Annotated in this window: 12 protein-coding genes; 4 read left to right on the forward strand and 8 right to left on the reverse strand. The window is 42.5% G+C overall.

Annotation, left to right across the window (positions count from 1 at the left end; all coding sequences use genetic code 11):
- Positions 1-20: 20 nt before the first annotated feature.
- Together DW862_RS07845 and DW862_RS07850 are read left to right on the forward strand one after the other, a co-directional pair.
- On the forward strand, positions 21-1,088 hold the full coding sequence (locus tag DW862_RS07845; protein WP_120067722.1) for a tyrosine-protein phosphatase: 1,068 nt from the start codon (positions 21-23) through the stop codon (positions 1,086-1,088).
- A gap of 114 nt (positions 1,089-1,202) precedes the next feature.
- The gene (locus DW862_RS07850; protein ID WP_118407498.1) at positions 1,203-3,128 is read left to right on the forward strand and encodes a DEAD/DEAH box helicase; all 1,926 of its coding nucleotides are present in this window, start codon (positions 1,203-1,205) and stop codon (positions 3,126-3,128) included.
- Between the two features lie 98 nt (positions 3,129-3,226).
- Here DW862_RS07850 and DW862_RS07855 read toward each other — a convergent pair whose 3' ends face one another.
- The 5 genes from DW862_RS07855 to ruvB form a co-directional block, all read right to left on the reverse strand.
- Positions 3,227-5,368, reverse strand: coding sequence for a S46 family peptidase (locus tag DW862_RS07855; protein ID WP_120067673.1), 2,142 nt, complete (start codon positions 5,366-5,368; stop codon positions 3,227-3,229).
- A 19-nt stretch (positions 5,369-5,387) separates the two neighbouring features.
- On the reverse strand, positions 5,388-6,743 hold the full coding sequence (locus tag DW862_RS07860; protein WP_004313751.1) for a TIGR00341 family protein: 1,356 nt from the start codon (positions 6,741-6,743) through the stop codon (positions 5,388-5,390).
- Between the two features lie 2 nt (positions 6,744-6,745).
- Positions 6,746-8,242 carry an oligosaccharide flippase family protein gene (locus tag DW862_RS07865; protein WP_120067676.1) on the reverse strand — a complete coding sequence of 499 codons (1,497 nt, stop codon included), beginning with the start codon at positions 8,240-8,242 and terminating at the stop codon, positions 6,746-6,748.
- A gap of 30 nt (positions 8,243-8,272) precedes the next feature.
- Complete coding sequence (locus DW862_RS07870; RefSeq protein WP_207895138.1) at positions 8,273-9,049, reverse strand: dienelactone hydrolase family protein; 777 nt, start codon at positions 9,047-9,049, stop codon at positions 8,273-8,275.
- Between the two features lie 62 nt (positions 9,050-9,111).
- Positions 9,112-10,143, reverse strand: coding sequence for a Holliday junction branch migration DNA helicase RuvB (gene ruvB / locus DW862_RS07875; protein WP_004313748.1), 1,032 nt, complete (start codon positions 10,141-10,143; stop codon positions 9,112-9,114).
- A 127-nt stretch (positions 10,144-10,270) separates the two neighbouring features.
- Between ruvB and DW862_RS07880 the strand changes: the two genes are divergently transcribed.
- Positions 10,271-11,503 carry a nucleoside recognition domain-containing protein gene (locus tag DW862_RS07880; RefSeq protein WP_008023819.1) on the forward strand — a complete coding sequence of 411 codons (1,233 nt, stop codon included), beginning with the start codon at positions 10,271-10,273 and terminating at the stop codon, positions 11,501-11,503.
- A gap of 16 nt (positions 11,504-11,519) precedes the next feature.
- Positions 11,520-11,936 (forward strand): rRNA maturation RNase YbeY, encoded by a 417-nt coding sequence (gene ybeY / locus DW862_RS07885; RefSeq protein ID WP_008023817.1) that lies wholly within the window; start codon positions 11,520-11,522, stop codon positions 11,934-11,936.
- A gap of 157 nt (positions 11,937-12,093) precedes the next feature.
- Here ybeY and DW862_RS07890 read toward each other — a convergent pair whose 3' ends face one another.
- From DW862_RS07890 to DW862_RS07900, 3 genes are read right to left on the reverse strand one after another with little or no spacing between them, the layout of a single operon-like run.
- Complete coding sequence (locus DW862_RS07890) at positions 12,094-12,498, reverse strand: lipocalin family protein (protein ID WP_004298034.1); 405 nt, start codon at positions 12,496-12,498, stop codon at positions 12,094-12,096.
- Positions 12,499-12,511: 13 nt separating this feature from the next.
- Complete coding sequence (locus DW862_RS07895; RefSeq protein ID WP_117683653.1) at positions 12,512-15,229, reverse strand: prolyl oligopeptidase family serine peptidase; 2,718 nt, start codon at positions 15,227-15,229, stop codon at positions 12,512-12,514.
- Positions 15,213-17,570, reverse strand: a complete 2,358-nt coding sequence (locus DW862_RS07900) for a DPP IV N-terminal domain-containing protein (RefSeq protein WP_008023812.1) — start codon at positions 17,568-17,570, stop codon at positions 15,213-15,215. Before DW862_RS07900 ends, DW862_RS07895 begins: the two co-directional genes overlap by 17 nt.
- Between the last annotated feature and the right edge of the window lie 12 nt (positions 17,571-17,582).

Here is a 17,582-nt window from a genome sequence, read left to right on the forward strand (position 1 = left end):
CGATTCAAGACAAAGAAACTATGTATAAAAACCTGTTAAGCTGGCTTACTGTTTTATTAGTGCTCCCGTCGTGCTCCGGCACATCACCTGCTATATCTGTGGTGTGTGAGGAAAATAATATAGGAAACTGTATTATCAAATGGGAAACAACACCGATATTAAAAGGACAGGTAAAAGTATACACCTCTACTTCTCCGGAAATTATTCCGGAAGATTCTCCCATTGCAATGGCTAGCATCTCCAGTGGTAAAATGACAATCGTAACCAATGATCCGTCCCAACGTTATTACTACTTGATGGTGTTTAACAACAAATACCGCATCAAAGTAGCTACCCGCAACATCAATATTCCCGGTATACAGAACTTCCGCGACTTAGGAGGATACGAATCTGCCGACACCGGAAAATCTCTTCGTTGGGGAATGATATACCGTTCCGCACAAATAGACAGTATCCCTCCTTGTTCCTGCCAAGAGCTTAAGAATATGGGAATACGAACAATCATAGACTTACGTTCTGAAAGCGAACGCCACAACTATCCGCAACTACATGATAACAAGTTTAAAATCGTACATATCCCCATCCTCACAGGGAACATGGAAAAAATTCTGCAAGGTATTCGGGAAGAAAAAATAAAAACTGATACCATCTACCGCCTCGTAGAACGAATGAACCGGGAACTGGTTACAAACTACCAAAAGGAATTCAAAGAGCTGTTCACCATTCTTCTCGACCGTAGCAATTATCCGGTTGTTATTCATTGTACATCCGGAAAAGGACGTACAGGAATTGTTTCCGCACTCCTACTCGCCGCTCTAGGCGTCAATGAAGATGTGATAATGGAAGATTATCGTTTGAGTAACGATTATTTCAATATCCCCAAAGCCTCTAAATACGCCTACAAATTGCCGATCAACTCTCAAGAAGCAATCACTACCATCTATTCGGCTAAAGAAGATTTCCTGAATGCCGCAAAGGAACAGATTGAAGCTGAATATGGGAGTGTACAAACCTATCTGAAAAAAGGAATCGGACTTTCTACGGAAGATTTAAAACAGTTGCGCAGCATTTTATTAACAGATAATTGATTGTTGATAAATGATAAATACGATGACGTCTACAATAATTATCCGTTATCAACCATTTATTATCAACTAAATTAACTATCTTTGCAGCCGAAATAAAAGATATACAGAGATTTAATGAAGACATTTGAAGAGCTTGGCGTTTCTCCGGAGATACGTAGAGCAATTGAAGAAATGGGATACGAGAATCCCATGCCGGTACAAGAGGAAGTGATTCCGTACCTTTTAGGAGAAAATAATGATGTAGTAGCTCTTGCACAGACAGGAACAGGTAAAACAGCCGCATTCGGTTTGCCCTTGCTCCAACAGATTGACGTAAAAAACAGAATTCCACAATCGCTTATCCTCTGCCCTACCCGCGAGCTTTGTCTCCAGATAGCAGGAGATCTGAACGACTATTCCAAATACATTGACGGACTGAAAGTACTGCCTGTATATGGTGGTTCTTCCATTGATAGCCAAATACGCAGCCTGAAACGAGGTGTACATATCATCGTTGCCACACCGGGACGTCTGCTCGACTTGATGGAGCGCAAAACCGTATCTTTATCTACCATCCACAACGTTGTAATGGATGAAGCGGACGAAATGCTTAATATGGGATTCACAGAGAGTATCAATGCCATCCTGGCTGATGTGCCGCAGGAACGTAACACTCTACTGTTTTCTGCAACAATGAGCCCGGAAATCGCACGTATCTCCAAGAACTACTTACGTAACGCGAAAGAAATAACTATTGGCCGTAAGAATGAAAGTACCAACAACGTTAAACACGTTGTTTATACCGTACAGGCTAAAGATAAATATGAAGCTTTAAAACGTATCGTCGATTACTACCCACAAATATACGGTATCATTTTCTGCCGTACCCGTAAAGAGACTCAAGAAATTGCAGACAAATTGATGCAGGAAGGTTACAATGCCGATTCTTTACATGGCGAACTTTCCCAAGCACAACGGGATGCCGTTATGCAGAAATTCCGCATCCGTAATCTGCAACTGCTCGTTGCAACTGACGTGGCTGCCCGTGGACTTGACGTAGACGATCTGACACATGTCATCAATTACGGATTGCCTGACGACACAGAAAGCTATACACATCGTAGCGGACGTACAGGGCGTGCCGGAAAAACCGGAACTTCCATTGCCATCATCAACCTCCGCGAAAAGGGAAAGATGAGAGAAATCGAACGGATTATCAGCAAAAAATTTATTGTCGGAGAAATGCCGACAGCGGCAGGTATCTGTCAGAAACAGCTGATTAAGGTAATTGATGATCTCGAAAAAGTGAAAGTGAACGAAGAAGAGATTGCCGACTTTATGCCGGAAATCTATCGCAAACTGGAATGGCTAAGCAAAGAGGACTTGATTAAACGAATGGTTTCTCACGAATTCAACCGTTTTGCAGAATATTACCGCAACCGTCCTGAAATAGAGCAACCAACCGATATGCGTGCAGAACGCGCCGGACGTGGTGATCGTAAAGAAGGAGGTTTCGAGAAAAGAAGCCGAAAAGCTGCTCCAGGCTTCAACCGCTTATTTATCAATCTGGGTAAAACGGACAGTTTCTTTCCAAGTGATCTTATCGGACTGTTGAACAGCAATACAAGAGGGCGCATTGAATTGGGACGCATTGACCTGATGCAGAACTATTCTTTCTTTGAAGTACCCGAAAAGGAAGCGACCAATGTAATTAAAGCGCTGAACAAAGCTAAATGGAACGGACGTAAGGTCGTTATTGAAATAGCCGGTGAAGAAAGCGGAAAAGGACGCGAAAGCAGTTCTAATGAGCGCAAGGGAGGTAAACGATTCGGCGGCAAAAGTGACGAACGTGCACCACGCTATGAGAATAAGGATAGAAAATCGAGAGATGCTTCTGCAAAAGGTGCTAAATCAGCTAAAAAAGATAAACCTAGTCGTGCAGAACGAGGTTATTCTGATGCCCGTGGTCCAAAAAAGAAAGATGACTGGCAAGAATTTTTCAAAGACAAAGAGCCTGACTTCAGCGAGGAAGGATGGGCACGTAGAAAACCCAAAAAGTAAAAAGGAATTCATTTAAATAAAATAGAAAGGCAACTAACTACCACAGATTAGTTGCCTTTCTATTTAGTAAATATATATCTTTTATCGAAACATTTACTTCATCGAGCTATCTTCAACTCCTGAACAAGATTGCCCGCCTTACCATATTTCTCCATAATAAAGAGCATATACCGCACATCTACTCCGATGCAACGCTGCAAGTCAGGTTCAAATACGATGTCACTGCTCATTGCTTCCCAGTTGCCATCGAAAGCCAGCCCAAGCAATTCTCCTTTGGCATTGAACATGGCACTGCCGGAATTACCGCCTGTAATATCATTATTAGAAATAAAGCAAACATTCATGTCTCCCTGTGCATTGGCATATCTTCCGAAATCACCGGAAGAAAGCAAACTCAACAACTCGGGCTGGACGGCAAAGTCAATATCACCTGCATGTTCCTTCACCTTCTCAAAGATGCCTTTCACAGTGGTATAATAATCGTAAGTGGCCCCATCAAAAGGAGTATACCCCCCAACCGTTCCGAAACTAAGCCGCATAGTGGAATTGGCATCCGGATAGAAATTACGATCGGCATACATACGGCGCATGGCAGCGTTAAACAAACGTTCCCCTTGCTCTATCTGCTCGGAAGCTTCGGAAATACTCTGATTCATCTCATAATACTTCACGATCAGATCCAGACTCAAAGAAACAGCCGGATCCTCTATCAGATTATACGTAGTATCCCGCTCCAGAAAACGTTTTAGGCCCTTAGGAGACGTTATATTGGACGTTGCATACAAAGAGTCTACATAAGCCTGAATATTCCCGTTATAGAGTGTATCTATCTTTTCATACATAGCAGGCAGATACTTCTTATCCACTTTCAACTGATATTCTTTGAGCATGGCAGCAAAAACCTCCTTATCAATGGAAAGATCAAGATTATCATACTTCTCCAATAACTTCTTCATGCGGGTAATCACCAGCTTCTCCTCGGCCTCAAAGTCGAAATTGAGAATTTCAAGAGCAAGCTGCACCAATTCGGGACCATTGATAAACGATTCACCGAAATAAGCCAACGCACGATTTGTTTCCCGACGATTACTATAACTCAACTCCAGAGAAGAGAATAAACGAATCAGTTTCTCTCTTTCTTCCGGATGAGACTGAATCCAGTCGCGAAGGGCTACTTCAGCCGCCCGCTTCTTTTCCAACACCTTCAGATGCTTGATGGCCTTGTTTGTTCCGATGCTATTCTTCCAATAATTGGAACTTTCATCGTATTTTGAAGCATACTTGATACGAATATCCGGACGACGATCCATCTCCCGTTTCCAAACCGTTTGTTTTACTCCCCGCACATCAATCATTGCCTGGTTGATTCCATTCATCATCTCTTCGATACCATACGAAGAAAGATAACGTTCCGTACTTCCCGGATAACCAAGCGTCATACAGAAAGAACCTTCCTTGTATCCATCCAAAGAGATGGGCGCTACATATTCAGGGTGATAAGGGACGTTGTCAGGAGAATAATCAGCCGGACCATTCTTCGTATTAGCATAGATACGAAATACACTGAAATCGCCCGTATGCCGCGGCCACATCCAATTGTCCGTATCCCATCCGAACTTCCCGACAGAAGAAGGAGGCGCAAAGACTAAACGAACATCGTTATAATCACGATAAACGGAAAGCCAGAATTCATTACCTGCATAATAAGCATCGACAATACCGGTCAGCGTAGAATCTTTTTCGGAAACTTCCAGACCGATTACATTCATGATCGAATCGACAGCTACACGGCGTTCTGTTTCCGTTTTAGCATAGCGGGCGGCAGATAATACCCGTTTGGTTACGTCTTCCGTACGAAGCAGAAAACGGACATATAACTCCGGATTCGGCAGCTCTTCGTCAAGGCTACGTGCAAAAAAGCCATCTTTCAGATAATCATGTTCCACAGAAGAGTGTTGCTGGATACTGCTGAAACCACAATGATGATTGGTAAACACCAGACCGTCTTCGGAAACCACCACTCCCGAACAGAAACCTCCAAAGCTGACAACAGCATCAGAAAGAGAAGGTTTCTTCGGATTATATATTTTATTCACAGGCATTTGCAAACCAAGTTCTTTCATTACCCGGTCTGTCTGTTTGTTCTTGCGGAGATTTCCCAGCAGCCACATTCCCTCATCGGCAAATACATTCGACAGACAGAGGGAAAAGACTATCAAGACAGTTAGTCTGAATTTCATATTACTATTTTTAGATTCATTATTCGGTAATCAGCCTCAACTTCTTCGCTCCTACACGGGCTTTCAGCCATTCGCTGATTTTCTGTTTCTCGGCAGCAGACGGATGTCTGTCGAATTTCAAAACAGCCAATGTTACCGTATCGGTCTTCATCGAGTCAACCCGCACTTCGAGCGAATGAGCGATGGAGAGCGTAGTGATGGAAGGATAAAGCACTTTCAGTTCGGGCACTAATGTACGACTCATTGCGTCATACGTTCTGTATTGTTCCAACGTTGTCTCCAGTTGGGAAATCTTCACTGCCTGTTGCTGAAGTCGCTGCTCGCTGTTTTTGTAGAAGTCTTCCATGACCATGGCACGGATAGAAGTCACATCTACCGCTTCATTATTCATCCCCTGCAATACAACTAGCTTCGTATCTTCCAACTTATATTCTTTCATCTTGCTACGGGCAATAGAAATCGAAGCATCGGGCACTTCAGGACCAATCAAAACAACCCGCACTTCTTTATGTTCATAGCTGATCTTTTTATCAAGTACCTGTGTATTTTCAAAGCTTAACTGATCGCTAATAAAACGATTGGCTGCCGCCTCATAGAAGGTGCTTTTTATAATTCCAAATGTCAGATAAACCGCAGGGCACATGGTAAGCACCACAATCAGAACGATGTATTTACGTACGGTCTTCTCACGGGTTTTATCTACAAACTCTTTTCGTTGGAAATGCATCACACGAACTCCGAGGAAAGTAGCCAGACTGATAAAAACAGAGTTGATGAAGTAAAGATAAAAAGCACCCAGGAAATAAATAAGATTACCGGAAGCCAGTCCGTAACCTGCCGTACAAAGCGGTGGCATCAATGCAGTAGCAATGGCAACGCCCGGAATCACATTTCCTTTTTCCTTGGTAGAGAGAGCTACCACACCTGCCAAACCACCAAAAAGTGCGATGAATACATCATAAATAGTGGGCGATGTACGTGCCAGCAGCTCTGACTGTGAACCGGCAATAGGGGCAAGAAGGAAGAAGATAGTGGCCGTCGTCACACTGAAAGCGGTCGTTATGAGAAAGCTCTTTAAAGAGCGTTTCATTAATTCGAAATCGTTCAGTCCGACAGAGAGTCCTACTCCCATAATAGGTCCCATCAGCGGAGAAATCAACATGGCACCGATAATTACTGCAGTAGAGTTTACATTCAATCCGAGTGATGCCATAAAGATGGCAAAAATCAGGATCCATAAATTGGCACCTTTGAACTCTACACCCTTACGGATAGAATCCACGGTAGCCAGTTCGTTATCCTTGTCTTTTTTCAAGTCCAGATATTCTCCCAGAAAGGACTTGATAGCAAACTTATTACGTTCATCTGTCTTCATAGTTATTTCTTCTTTATAAAGCGATTAATAACAGGAATCTGACTCAATGGTAAATCCTTCTTGATAATATAAGCTATAAATAGCAATAAAAGTACGGTACGGAAAGCGAGACGGAGCACCAGATTAGGGATAGGCACCCGCTCTCCAATAACGTAAAGTACCGCTGCCAGCAGAACATAAAGTCCGAGGCTTTTCAAATCATAACGAATCGGGTATTCTTTCTGTCCTATCCAGTAGGATAACAGCAAGATTACCGCATAGCCTGCAACAGAAGCCCATGCCGAAGCAAGATAGCCATAAACCGGCACAAATAATATGTTCAATACAACAATAATGACACAGCCGATCACCGAGAAGTAAGCTCCCCAATAGGTCTTATCTGTCAGTTTATACCAAAAGGACAGATTGAAATAAATCCCTTTACAGATTTCTGCAAGCATCACAATAGCTACTACTCCAAGACCTTCCCAGTAACCTTTTGCTACAAGATAACGCAGCAAATCGAGGTAGAACATTACAGCAAGGAAAGCCAACAATGAGAAGATAAGAAAATATTTCATCGCAGCCGCATACATTTTTCGGTTATCTCCTTCGCGGTCTTTACCAAATACAAACGGTTCGTAAGCGTAACGGAAAGCCTGTGTAAACATGGCCATCACCATCGCTATTTTGCTGGTTGCCGCATAGATACCCAGTTGTACCAACCCTTCCTGTCGATCTTCAAAGAGAAACGGATAGATCATCTTGTCAACAGTCTGATTTAGAATCCCTACCAAACCTAAGATTAATACCGGAAAAGAGTATACTACCATTCGCTTCAGCAACACCCGGTCCAACTTATAAGCAAATCCTGTCAGTTCCGGGATAAAGAAGAACATCTGGACAACCGAAATTATCAGGTTGCTGATGAAGATATATCCCACCAGATAGTCCGGATCATAAAACCAAGAGATGGTTGCCGGACAATGTACATTCAGCCACGGACACACCAACAGGAAAAACAGATTCAAACCGATGCCGCCAATGATAGAGAGCAGTTTGATAGCTGCAAACTTGACAGGGCGTTTCTTGTATCGCAAATAGGCAAAAGGAATGCATTGAAAAGAGTCTAAAGCTACCACAACAGCCATCATCGCTATAAATTCCGGATGATCGCCATAATCCAGCAAATTGGAAATAGGTTGCAGGAATAACAGGCAAAGGAGAACGAAAATCAAAGATACGCCTCCTACTGACAATAGGGAGTTGGCATATACTTTCATCGGGTCTTCTCCCGATTTATTGGCGAAACGGAAGAATCCCGTTTCCATACCGAACGTAAGCAGTACGAGCATCAGGGCTGTAAACGCATACACGTTCGATACGACTCCGTAACCTCCGGTGGAAGCCGGTAATACAGCTGTATACAAGGGTACCAGCATGTAGTTAAGGAATCGTCCGACAATACTACTTAACCCATAAATTGCAGTATCTTTAGCTAATGATTTTAGTCCAGCCATGTTTTATTAGTGATTATCATTCAGATTGGTTCAACGTTTCTTCTTTTGTTTGAACAACCAATCCATAAATCCGGGATAATTGAAAGCCGGATTCCAGCTTCCATGATTACAACCGGGAAATTCAATATATTCCACATCTGCACCGGCAGCTTTCAGTGCTTTATATGCTTCGCGAGAACCTTTCACTGGAACTACATCATCTGCATCTCCATGAAAGATACGGAACTTCACATCTTTGGCAGCCGACAACCGGCTTGGATTGACTATACCACAGATAGGAATTGCAGCAGCAAATATCTCCGGGTAGCGTATTACTAAATCATACGTTCCCATCGCTCCCATTGAAAGGCCGATAATATAAACCCGTTGCGTGTCCACTTCGGGCATCACCAGATAGGAATCGAGCAACTGTTTGAGTGTCTGCAATATAGGACTGATCTCCTGTTCTACCGGCATTTCAGCAGGTATAAAAGACTTCGGACGTTCCGTATAAGCCCAGTAACCGTCTGTCGGACACTGCGGAATCAGCACAAAAGCAGGATACTTTTCTTGATTGACCGGATTAAGAAACATCTGTCCGCCATGAGTCAACTGTTTCTCATTATCATTTCCCCGTTCGCCGGCTCCATGCAAAAACAGCACGAGGGGGTACTTCTCACCCGGTTTCACCGATTCGGGGTGAATCATCCGGTAAGGTAAGGAATCTCCTTTAGAAGAAACAAAAATGTCTCTTCCATATCCCTGTTGAGCCGATAAAGAAAGGCTCAAAAAGAGAAAAACAAATAAAGTAATCCATTGCTTCATCATCCAACTATGCTTTATAAAGTTCTTTTATACCGTTAATACCACTTGTCACATGACGCTTTATGTCAGTCATTAAACAGTGTTTTCTGACTATTATAAAGACTTCTTCCCAAATGCTTATAGGCAAGTTCGGTTACCTCACGTCCGCGGGGAGTACGTTTCATGAATCCTTCTTTTATCAGGAAAGGTTCGTAAACCTCCTCGATGGTTCCCGCATCTTCTCCTAAAGCCGTAGCAATGGTCGTTATACCGACAGGGCCGCCTTTAAACTTGTCTATAATGGTACAAAGTATCTTGTTGTCTATCTCATCCAGTCCGTACTTGTCGATATTCAATGCTTCCAGTGCAAACTGGGCAATCTCTGTATCGATAGAGCCGGTGCCTTTCACCTGTGCAAAGTCACGTACCCGGCGAAGCAAAGCATTAGCAATACGGGGCGTCCCACGACTGCGGGAAGCAATCTCCGAGGCTGCACGTACCGAGCAAGGCACATCCAGTATGGACGCAGAACGACGGATGATATTGCTCAAAATATCATCATCATAATACTCCAAATGAAGGTTAATACCGAAACGTGCACGAAGCGGAGCCGTCAGCAGACCGCTACGCGTGGTTGCACCAACCAGCGTGAAAGGATTCAAATCGATCTGGATGCTGCGTGCCGAAGGTCCCTTATCAATCATAATATCGATGCGGTAATCTTCCATGGCCGAATAAAGATATTCTTCCACTACGGGTGACAGACGATGAATTTCATCAATAAAAAGCACGTCGTTCGGTTCGAGGCTGGTCAATACACCAGCCAGGTCACCCGGTTTATCTAGCACCGGACCGGAAGTTACTTTAAAGCCGACTCCCAATTCGTTGGCGATAATATTTGAAAGAGTTGTTTTTCCTAATCCGGGAGGGCCATGCAACAGCACATGGTCAAGTGCTTCGCCGCGCAGACGTGCCGCCTTCACAAAAATGCGAAGGTTTTCCACCACCTTGTCCTGGCCGCTAAAGTCTTCAAAGCTTAACGGACGGAGTGCATTCTCGAAATCCCGTTCTTTTGAAGTAAGCTGATGTTCGCGTATGTTAAAATCTTCCTGTTCCATTTATTTCTTGAAAAGTAGGAGACAAAGATAGAGATTTACATTCATTTTCAGTATAAGAAAGACGAAGATTTAGTTTATTTGAAACGTAATAACTACTTTTGCACTATCTATATACACGCTATCAACTATGGTTCTAAATTACATTTGGATAGGATTCTTTGTCGTCGCCTTTATCATCGCCCTTGTAAAAGTGATTTTTCTGGGAGATACGGAGATATTTACGGCTATCATGAACGCTACATTCGATTCTTCAAAGACAGCTTTCGAGATATCCCTGGGACTTACAGGCGTACTGGCTCTTTGGCTGGGTATCATGAAAATCGGAGAAAACAGTGGATTGATTAACGCACTGGCCCGCTTTCTTAGTCCGGTGCTTTGCCGACTGTTTCCGGATATTCCTAAAGGACATCCGGTGTTAGGGTCCATCTTCATGAATATGTCAGCCAATATGCTTGGCCTCGACAATGCGGCCACCCCATTGGGACTGAAAGCAATGAAAGAGCTGCAGGAACTGAATCCGAAAAAGGACACTGCTTCCAATCCGATGATTATGTTTTTGGTGATTAATACATCCGGCCTTATCATCATTCCGATCAGTATCATGGTATATCGTGCACAAATGGGGGCTGCACAGCCTACAGATGTATTTATCCCTATTCTGCTAAGTACTTTCATTTCCACTTTAGTAGGAGTCATAGCAGTGAGCATCGCTCAAAAGATAAACTTAATCAATAAGCCTATTCTCATTTTAATGGGCATTATTTGTCTTTTCTTTTCCGGCTTGATTTACTTGTTCCTAAGCGTTTCACGAGAGGATATGGGTACTTATTCTACATTGATAGCGAATATTCTGCTATTCAGTGTCATCATCCTGTTTATTTTGACGGGAGTCAGGAAAAAGATCAATGTATACGATTCATTTGTAGAGGGAGCTAAAGAAGGGTTTACGACGGCTGTGCGCATCATCCCTTATCTGGTTGCTTTTCTTGTAGGAATTGCAGTGTTCCGCACTTCGGGAGCAATGGATTTTCTGGTGGGAGGCATCGGCTATATAGTAGGTTTATGCGGAGTCGACACGAGCTTTGTAGGTGCACTGCCTACCGCATTGATGAAATCACTTAGCGGTAGCGGTGCGAACGGATTGATGATCGATACGATGAAAGAACTGGGACCTGATTCGTTTGTAGGACGTATGAGTTGTGTAGTTCGCGGAGCTTCGGACACCACATTCTACATTCTGGCCGTTTATTTCGGCAGTGTGGGGATCACCAAGACTCGTAATGCGGTGACTTGCGGTCTGATAGCAGACTTCTCGGGTATCATAGCCGCTATCTTAATCAGTTATTTATTTTTCTTTTAAATCATAACATTCAATTATGGCTGTAACTTATCAAACAGAAGGCGTAAAAATGCCTGACATCAAGAAACGTGAGACTACGGAATGGATAAAGGCCGTAGCTGCTTCTTACGGGAAAAGACTCGGTGAAATCGCTTATATCTTCTGCTCGGACGAAAAGATTCTGGAGGTAAACCGTCAGTATCTGCAACATGACTACTACACGGATATTATTACTTTCGATTATTGTGAAGGCGATCGTTTATCAGGTGACTTATTCATCAGTCTGGATACGATACGTACGAATGCAGAGCAGTTTGGCGCCTCATACGAAGACGAACTACATCGTGTGATTATCCACGGAATTCTTCACTTGTGCGGCATCAACGATAAAGGCCCCGGAGAACGGGAGATTATGGAAGCTGCGGAGAATAAAGCATTGGGGATGTTGCGATAAGCACTCATTGCTTTCAATTCGTACACTGCTTTTCAATTCGCCTTTCATAAAAAAGAAACCCCGGCGTAATCACTACGCCGAGGCACTCCATTAGCTTATGCTAATTAACACTAAATTATTAAGAGAGAGATTTAGTCAATTTATTAATAGTTTGAAGTTACTTCACTTCAGGAGTAACCAGTTCCTTAATTGATTTTGTATTTAGGTACAGGAAAGCCAAACGAGGAGTTCCTTCGTTCACTATCAACTGCAATGAATCCGATGTCAGGTACCCGATACGCTCACGAGTTTTGTACACCTCAACCTTTCCATCATCTTCCTTGCTGAATCCTTCCACAATCAGATAACCATTATCCACTTTCCACGTTTTCAAATCTAAAGACGGAATATTGATAGCAGAACACTTACCACCTTTCTTGAACTCAAATCCTTTCAACTCACCCGTAGACTTGTATGTATAAGGATTGCACCATTTTCCGATAATCTGTTTTTCTACTTTTTTCTGTCCGTAGCTTAAAGCGAAACAAGACAGAGCCATAGCCGTAATCAATAATTTTTTCATCTTAAATCAATATTTATTTTTTTAGTAAATCGTATTTCTGATCAACTCCACGCTCTCGCAGATGAATACCTTCCTTCATCCAACGTGGCTCTTTTGTACCTTTCAGGTAATAGTCGAAAAACTGCATCATTCGGATGGTCCAGTCTTTCTGCGCACCTTTTCTCAAGACAAAGTGTCCCTCACCTTTGTAATTCAACAACCATGCCGGACGTTGCAGGCGACGCATAGCCAGGTAAAGTGCACGGCCTTGTTCATACGCAACGGCCTCATCCTGGTCATTATGTAATATCAATAAAGGCGTATGTATCTTGTCTGCTTCCAGGATTGCAGAACTTGCCAGATACTTATCTTTTGCCTCCCATAAAGTCTTTCCCATACGACTTTGTGTTTCCTCGTACATAAAATATCGTGGCAGACCGCTTCCATTACGTATTCCTAAATATCCGGTCACCATATCCGTAATTGGAGCCGCTATATTGGCACAAGTGAAAAGATCTGTCTTTGTCACCAAATATGATGTTTGATAGCCAGACCAACTATGTCCCTGTAAGCCTATTTTCCCGGGATGTGCTATCCCCTGCTCTATCAGATACTTTGTTCCGCTTACTACAGCATCATAACAACTCTGCCCGGGAGTCCCAATCGTGAAATGCACATCCGGCATAAACACAATATAACCATTGCTAGCAAAATACATAGGATCCCCTAACGCACTACTCAACAAAGGTGCATGATAAATATTCAACTCACCGGAATGAGTTTCATAAAACTGCACCAACACCGGATATTCTTTTTGAGGATCATAATCTTCCGGAAGATAAAGCACCCCCTTATTTTCCTTATTCTCATAATTAGTCCACTTTATCAGTTTAACTGTACCCCATTTATAATCTGCTTGTTGAGGATTCGCATTTGTCACTTTAACGGAATTGGAGAAATCGGACTTACTCCACCACAAATCCCTAAATTCCGATACATTCTGACGATTCCAAACACAATACTCATGATTGTCAGAAAAACGATGTATAGTATATACATAATTCCCCTCCATCAATTTTCTCAGACGGCCTTTCATATCAAGCTGATAGACACCCTCATCCATCGTGTCTTTATCCCAAAGGCTAACTATGACTTTTTCGTCTTTCTGAAAAACATCCTTATCTATATTACTCGTCATTTTACGAATAGATTTGCCATGCTTGCGACCATATCCTTTAGTCAGGCACTCCGGCTGACGTTCTCCTGTCAAATCAATCTTCCACCAGTCATATGCATCGTACAGAAACACATTATTCCCGTCAGCCGTCCACCCTGCTATTCCATAAGCGGGAGCAGGAGCCGGTTTATCATAACTTTCCACGAACATTGGATAACCGATAGCATCAGATATATTAACAACCTTACCGGTAGCACCATCAAACTTATTCCAGACTTGAGCAATCGGATCATACATTACTGCCCACTTGCCATTTACCGACCATTTGGGAGCTGTACGATAACTACGTCCGATCAACCGTTTTGCACCTGTATGCACATTCACTGAATATATATCGAACGGCAACCGATCCAACCACTCACGCTGCATCTTATAAGGAGATTCATCCGTGTAAAGCACATAGTTCAAATTCTCTGCTCCCGATGGTAAGAGTAAATCTACGGTAGATGGAGCAACTTCAGTGAGTTGCTTAGAAGAAATATCATAAATATACGTCACCGACTTATCCTGCCTATAACGTCCGTCCCTTTGTAAAGTCGGAACCTCCATTTCATTCCACGTCCACAACTCTAATTCAAAACTCTTGTCCGGTTTCTTCTCCGGTTCTTTCTTTCTACGAGAAACCTGCTGTGAGTCTCGAAGTTCAAGTATCAAAAAATTATGGCTTTTAGACAAGTCAATACGTCCGACAGACATACCATCAGGCAAAACAATTTCTTTCCGGTCAAAAAGCAAGTTACAACCTGGCTTCCTTAATGAAAAAGCATACCACAAAGAATCATTTACGCTAAACTCCCCGATCATCTCTTTTTCATTAAAACTATAAGAAGAGGGTTCACTCTTTACAGAACTCTGATAAAGAGTCTTATATGGACCAGCTAAAGGGCCATAGCATAGCTCGTTCCTGTCTGACTTTTTACGAATGAAAAGAATAGAACGTCCTCCGTCATATAATGTATGATAGCCGATACTGTCAATATGAAAAACAACTTCTGTCTTCAGATGACGTACCACCAGCCTGTTAAAAGCCGGAACATGATTTACCGTATCTTTCGGCACATTAGTTACAGAGATTGAGTAAGGGGTCCCTTCTACAGGACGAAAAGCCTCTTTATGTTTCCATTCGGTCTTTACTCCCGAAGGCAATGACAACAAAAATGTTTTCATTACTCCTGCCGAGTCTGCCAACCGATAAAAAGCTCCCTGGTCGTTATTATAAAACTCCAGACGCTCTATATCGCCATTCAGCAATATTTCCTTCCGCGTACGGGAATCGAATAAATGCAGTTTTTTTTCTTCCTTGCTAGCCGGATTATATTCCATCAACGATATACGGTAAGTCACCCATCTGCCTGTCGGTGAAATATCCGGTGCATCAATACGTTTCCAAGATGTACATGCTTCTATATCCAACGGTTTCTTTTGAGCCTCAACAGACAAGCTTCCGCCCAGCAACAATCCTGCTATAATCCCTATATATACAAATATCCGGTTCATCTTATCTTCTCCTGTCATCTTTAATCATATCCTTATTCAAATCGACATCAGAATCAGCCGAGTTGTCATGCAATAACAAACGGGCAAAGTGACGCCACATCTTATGCTCGAAGAAATCCTCAGACTCACCGAAGAATCCATGTGTACATTTCGGTAATACAAACATTTCGAAATCCTTATCAGCCTTAATCAATGCATCCACCAGACGCAATGTGTTAGCAGGATTCACAGTTTTATCCATCGCACCGGTAAACAGCAACAAGCCGTGCTTGTAATTCTTTACCAACTCTTGATTCGGACGTACACGGACACTATAATCATACATCGTACTTTCTACTCCCAAACTATCTTTAGTCGTTTTCACCTTCTCATCTACACCGAAATGAATCTCAACAAAGCCTTTATTATAAATACGATTATCATGATTACCTGCCGATGAAACAGCAGCCGAATAAAAATCAGGATAAGTACAAATGGCAGCCGCCGACATAAACCCTCCACCGGAATGACCGTAAATACCGACTTTGGTGGCATCAATAAACGGATAACGGGCAGCCAGTTGCTCAATAGCATATTTATCATCCGCCAACGGATAATCACGCATATTGTTGTATCCATAGGTATGATAAGCCTTTCCGCGCATCGGAGTGCCACCTCTGTGCCCCACAGTGATTACAATGAACCCCAGTTGAGCCAAACGGGTATTATAAACATCATTAATAGTGAAACGTGTCGGCACATATTCGAAGAACGGTCCCGGATAAACATTCGAAATGATAGGATAAACCTTTGTCGAGTCAAAGTCGGCAGGTTTCCACATCACGCCATACAAATCGGTCACTCCATCGGCAGCTTTTACCTTAAAGCGTTCCGGTGCTTTCCATCCCATCTCATAGACAGGCTGCAAATCGGGCTTTTCCAACGTCATAATCACCTTTCCATTCCGATTACGAACCACATTCACCGGTTCCTGCGAAACAGTAGAATAAGAATCTACCATATATCGGTAAGACGGAGAGATACTGACATCATGTGACGCATTCTCCGGAGTCAACAGACGAACAGCATTCGGACGATCCAGTTGAGCTTCATAAAGAATGTAATAATAAGGGTCAATGCCTTTCTCACGACCATAACCATAGAAATACATCTTACGCCCGATAGTATCAATCTTGGTAACCGGGCCAGCTACCCATGTTCCATCGGTCAGTTGGTTCTTTAAGTTTCCTGTTGCTGTGTCATACAGGTAATAGTGTCCCCAACCATTACGTTCGGAACGGAAAAGGATTTCTTTCCCGTCATTTAGGAAAGAAACATTACGCATCTGATAATCGAGATATGGTTTGTTTTCTTCATGAATCACTACGCGCACTTTTCCGGTTTCTACGTCTACCTCGCAAATATCCGACTGGTTCCATGGACGGTTATAACGTTGGAAATACAAACGCTTCCCGTCTTTTGAAATATACAATATGTCAATATACTGATCAGGCCAGCGATTAATATCGATTTTCTTCACTTCACGGGTATCGACATCTCCAATCAACAATTCATATTGGGTGACATGTTTATCGCCTGCCAGTTCGGCTTTATAAGTTTTCAGTGCCGGATATGGAGTAGACAACGAATTGATTAACCATAAATCACGCACTTTCCTGTTATCCTCACGAACAGCATAAAAACGATGGCTACCTGGAATCCAATGAGTAGATTCGGCTCCGAAGCGTCCTTCCAGCTTACCCTCATCTTCACGGTTAAATGTATAATTCGGCTCACCGTCCGTTGTCAGTTGTATAGGAATGGTATCTTGCCCTTTCTTTTGATTCCCAACAAAATACAAATTATCCTTGCTGGCATAAAGAAAATAAAGACTATCTGGAGAATACTTCATCCAATACGGATCACTATTTCCATAAGATGGTTTTTCATTAAGCTGCTTCAACACTTTCGAGTAGATGTTGTAAGTATACAATCCACGGTCGAAATTTATGCGAATAGTTTCGTTATCCTTCATGAAAGTGAAAGACAAATATGGATCTGCCGAAGAATAGGCTTTCTTGGTATATACTGCAATTTTACTCAATAATTCAGCCGTATCAAACAGAAGACGTTTTTCCTTTTTCTTCGGATTTACATAATAATACTTCTTTCCTTCACGTGTAGTAAACGAATAATAAAAACAGTCCGTACCGTTAATAAACGTTGGCTTGACTTCTGTTGAATACTTTATTATAGGATTCTGTTCTAACAAACGGAACTTTTCCGCTAACTTATAATTCGCTTTCTGTTGTGCATCGGCAAAGCTACATATCAACAATGAAACCACCAGGCACACATATCTAAAGAGAGAGTTTTTCATAAAATCTTATCT

It is taken from the genome of Bacteroides sp. AM37-9 (assembly GCF_003603455.1).
GTDB classification, from domain to species: domain Bacteria; phylum Bacteroidota; class Bacteroidia; order Bacteroidales; family Bacteroidaceae; genus Bacteroides; species Bacteroides xylanisolvens.

What these genes read in the sequence shown, in the direction of transcription:
- DW862_RS07890 (WP_004298034.1), bottom strand. Translation starts at nt 12,498, where the DNA reads ATGAAAAAATTATTGATTACGGCTATGGCTCTGTCTTGTTTCGCTTTA.
- DW862_RS07880 (WP_008023819.1), top strand. Translation starts at nt 10,271, where the DNA reads ATGGTTCTAAATTACATTTGGATAGGATTCTTTGTCGTCGCCTTTATC.
- DW862_RS07850 (WP_118407498.1), top strand. Translation starts at nt 1,203, where the DNA reads ATGAAGACATTTGAAGAGCTTGGCGTTTCTCCGGAGATACGTAGAGCA.
- DW862_RS07870 (WP_207895138.1), bottom strand. Translation starts at nt 9,049, where the DNA reads ATGATGAAGCAATGGATTACTTTATTTGTTTTTCTCTTTTTGAGCCTT.
- DW862_RS07855 (WP_120067673.1), bottom strand. Translation starts at nt 5,368, where the DNA reads ATGAAATTCAGACTAACTGTCTTGATAGTCTTTTCCCTCTGTCTGTCG.
- ybeY (WP_008023817.1), top strand. Translation starts at nt 11,520, where the DNA reads ATGGCTGTAACTTATCAAACAGAAGGCGTAAAAATGCCTGACATCAAG.
- DW862_RS07860 (WP_004313751.1), bottom strand. Translation starts at nt 6,743, where the DNA reads ATGAAGACAGATGAACGTAATAAGTTTGCTATCAAGTCCTTTCTGGGA.
- DW862_RS07895 (WP_117683653.1), bottom strand. Translation starts at nt 15,229, where the DNA reads ATGACAGGAGAAGATAAGATGAACCGGATATTTGTATATATAGGGATT.
- ruvB (WP_004313748.1), bottom strand. Translation starts at nt 10,143, where the DNA reads ATGGAACAGGAAGATTTTAACATACGCGAACATCAGCTTACTTCAAAA.
- DW862_RS07845 (WP_120067722.1), top strand. Translation starts at nt 21, where the DNA reads ATGTATAAAAACCTGTTAAGCTGGCTTACTGTTTTATTAGTGCTCCCG.
- DW862_RS07900 (WP_008023812.1), bottom strand. Translation starts at nt 17,570, where the DNA reads ATGAAAAACTCTCTCTTTAGATATGTGTGCCTGGTGGTTTCATTGTTG.
- DW862_RS07865 (WP_120067676.1), bottom strand. Translation starts at nt 8,242, where the DNA reads ATGGCTGGACTAAAATCATTAGCTAAAGATACTGCAATTTATGGGTTA.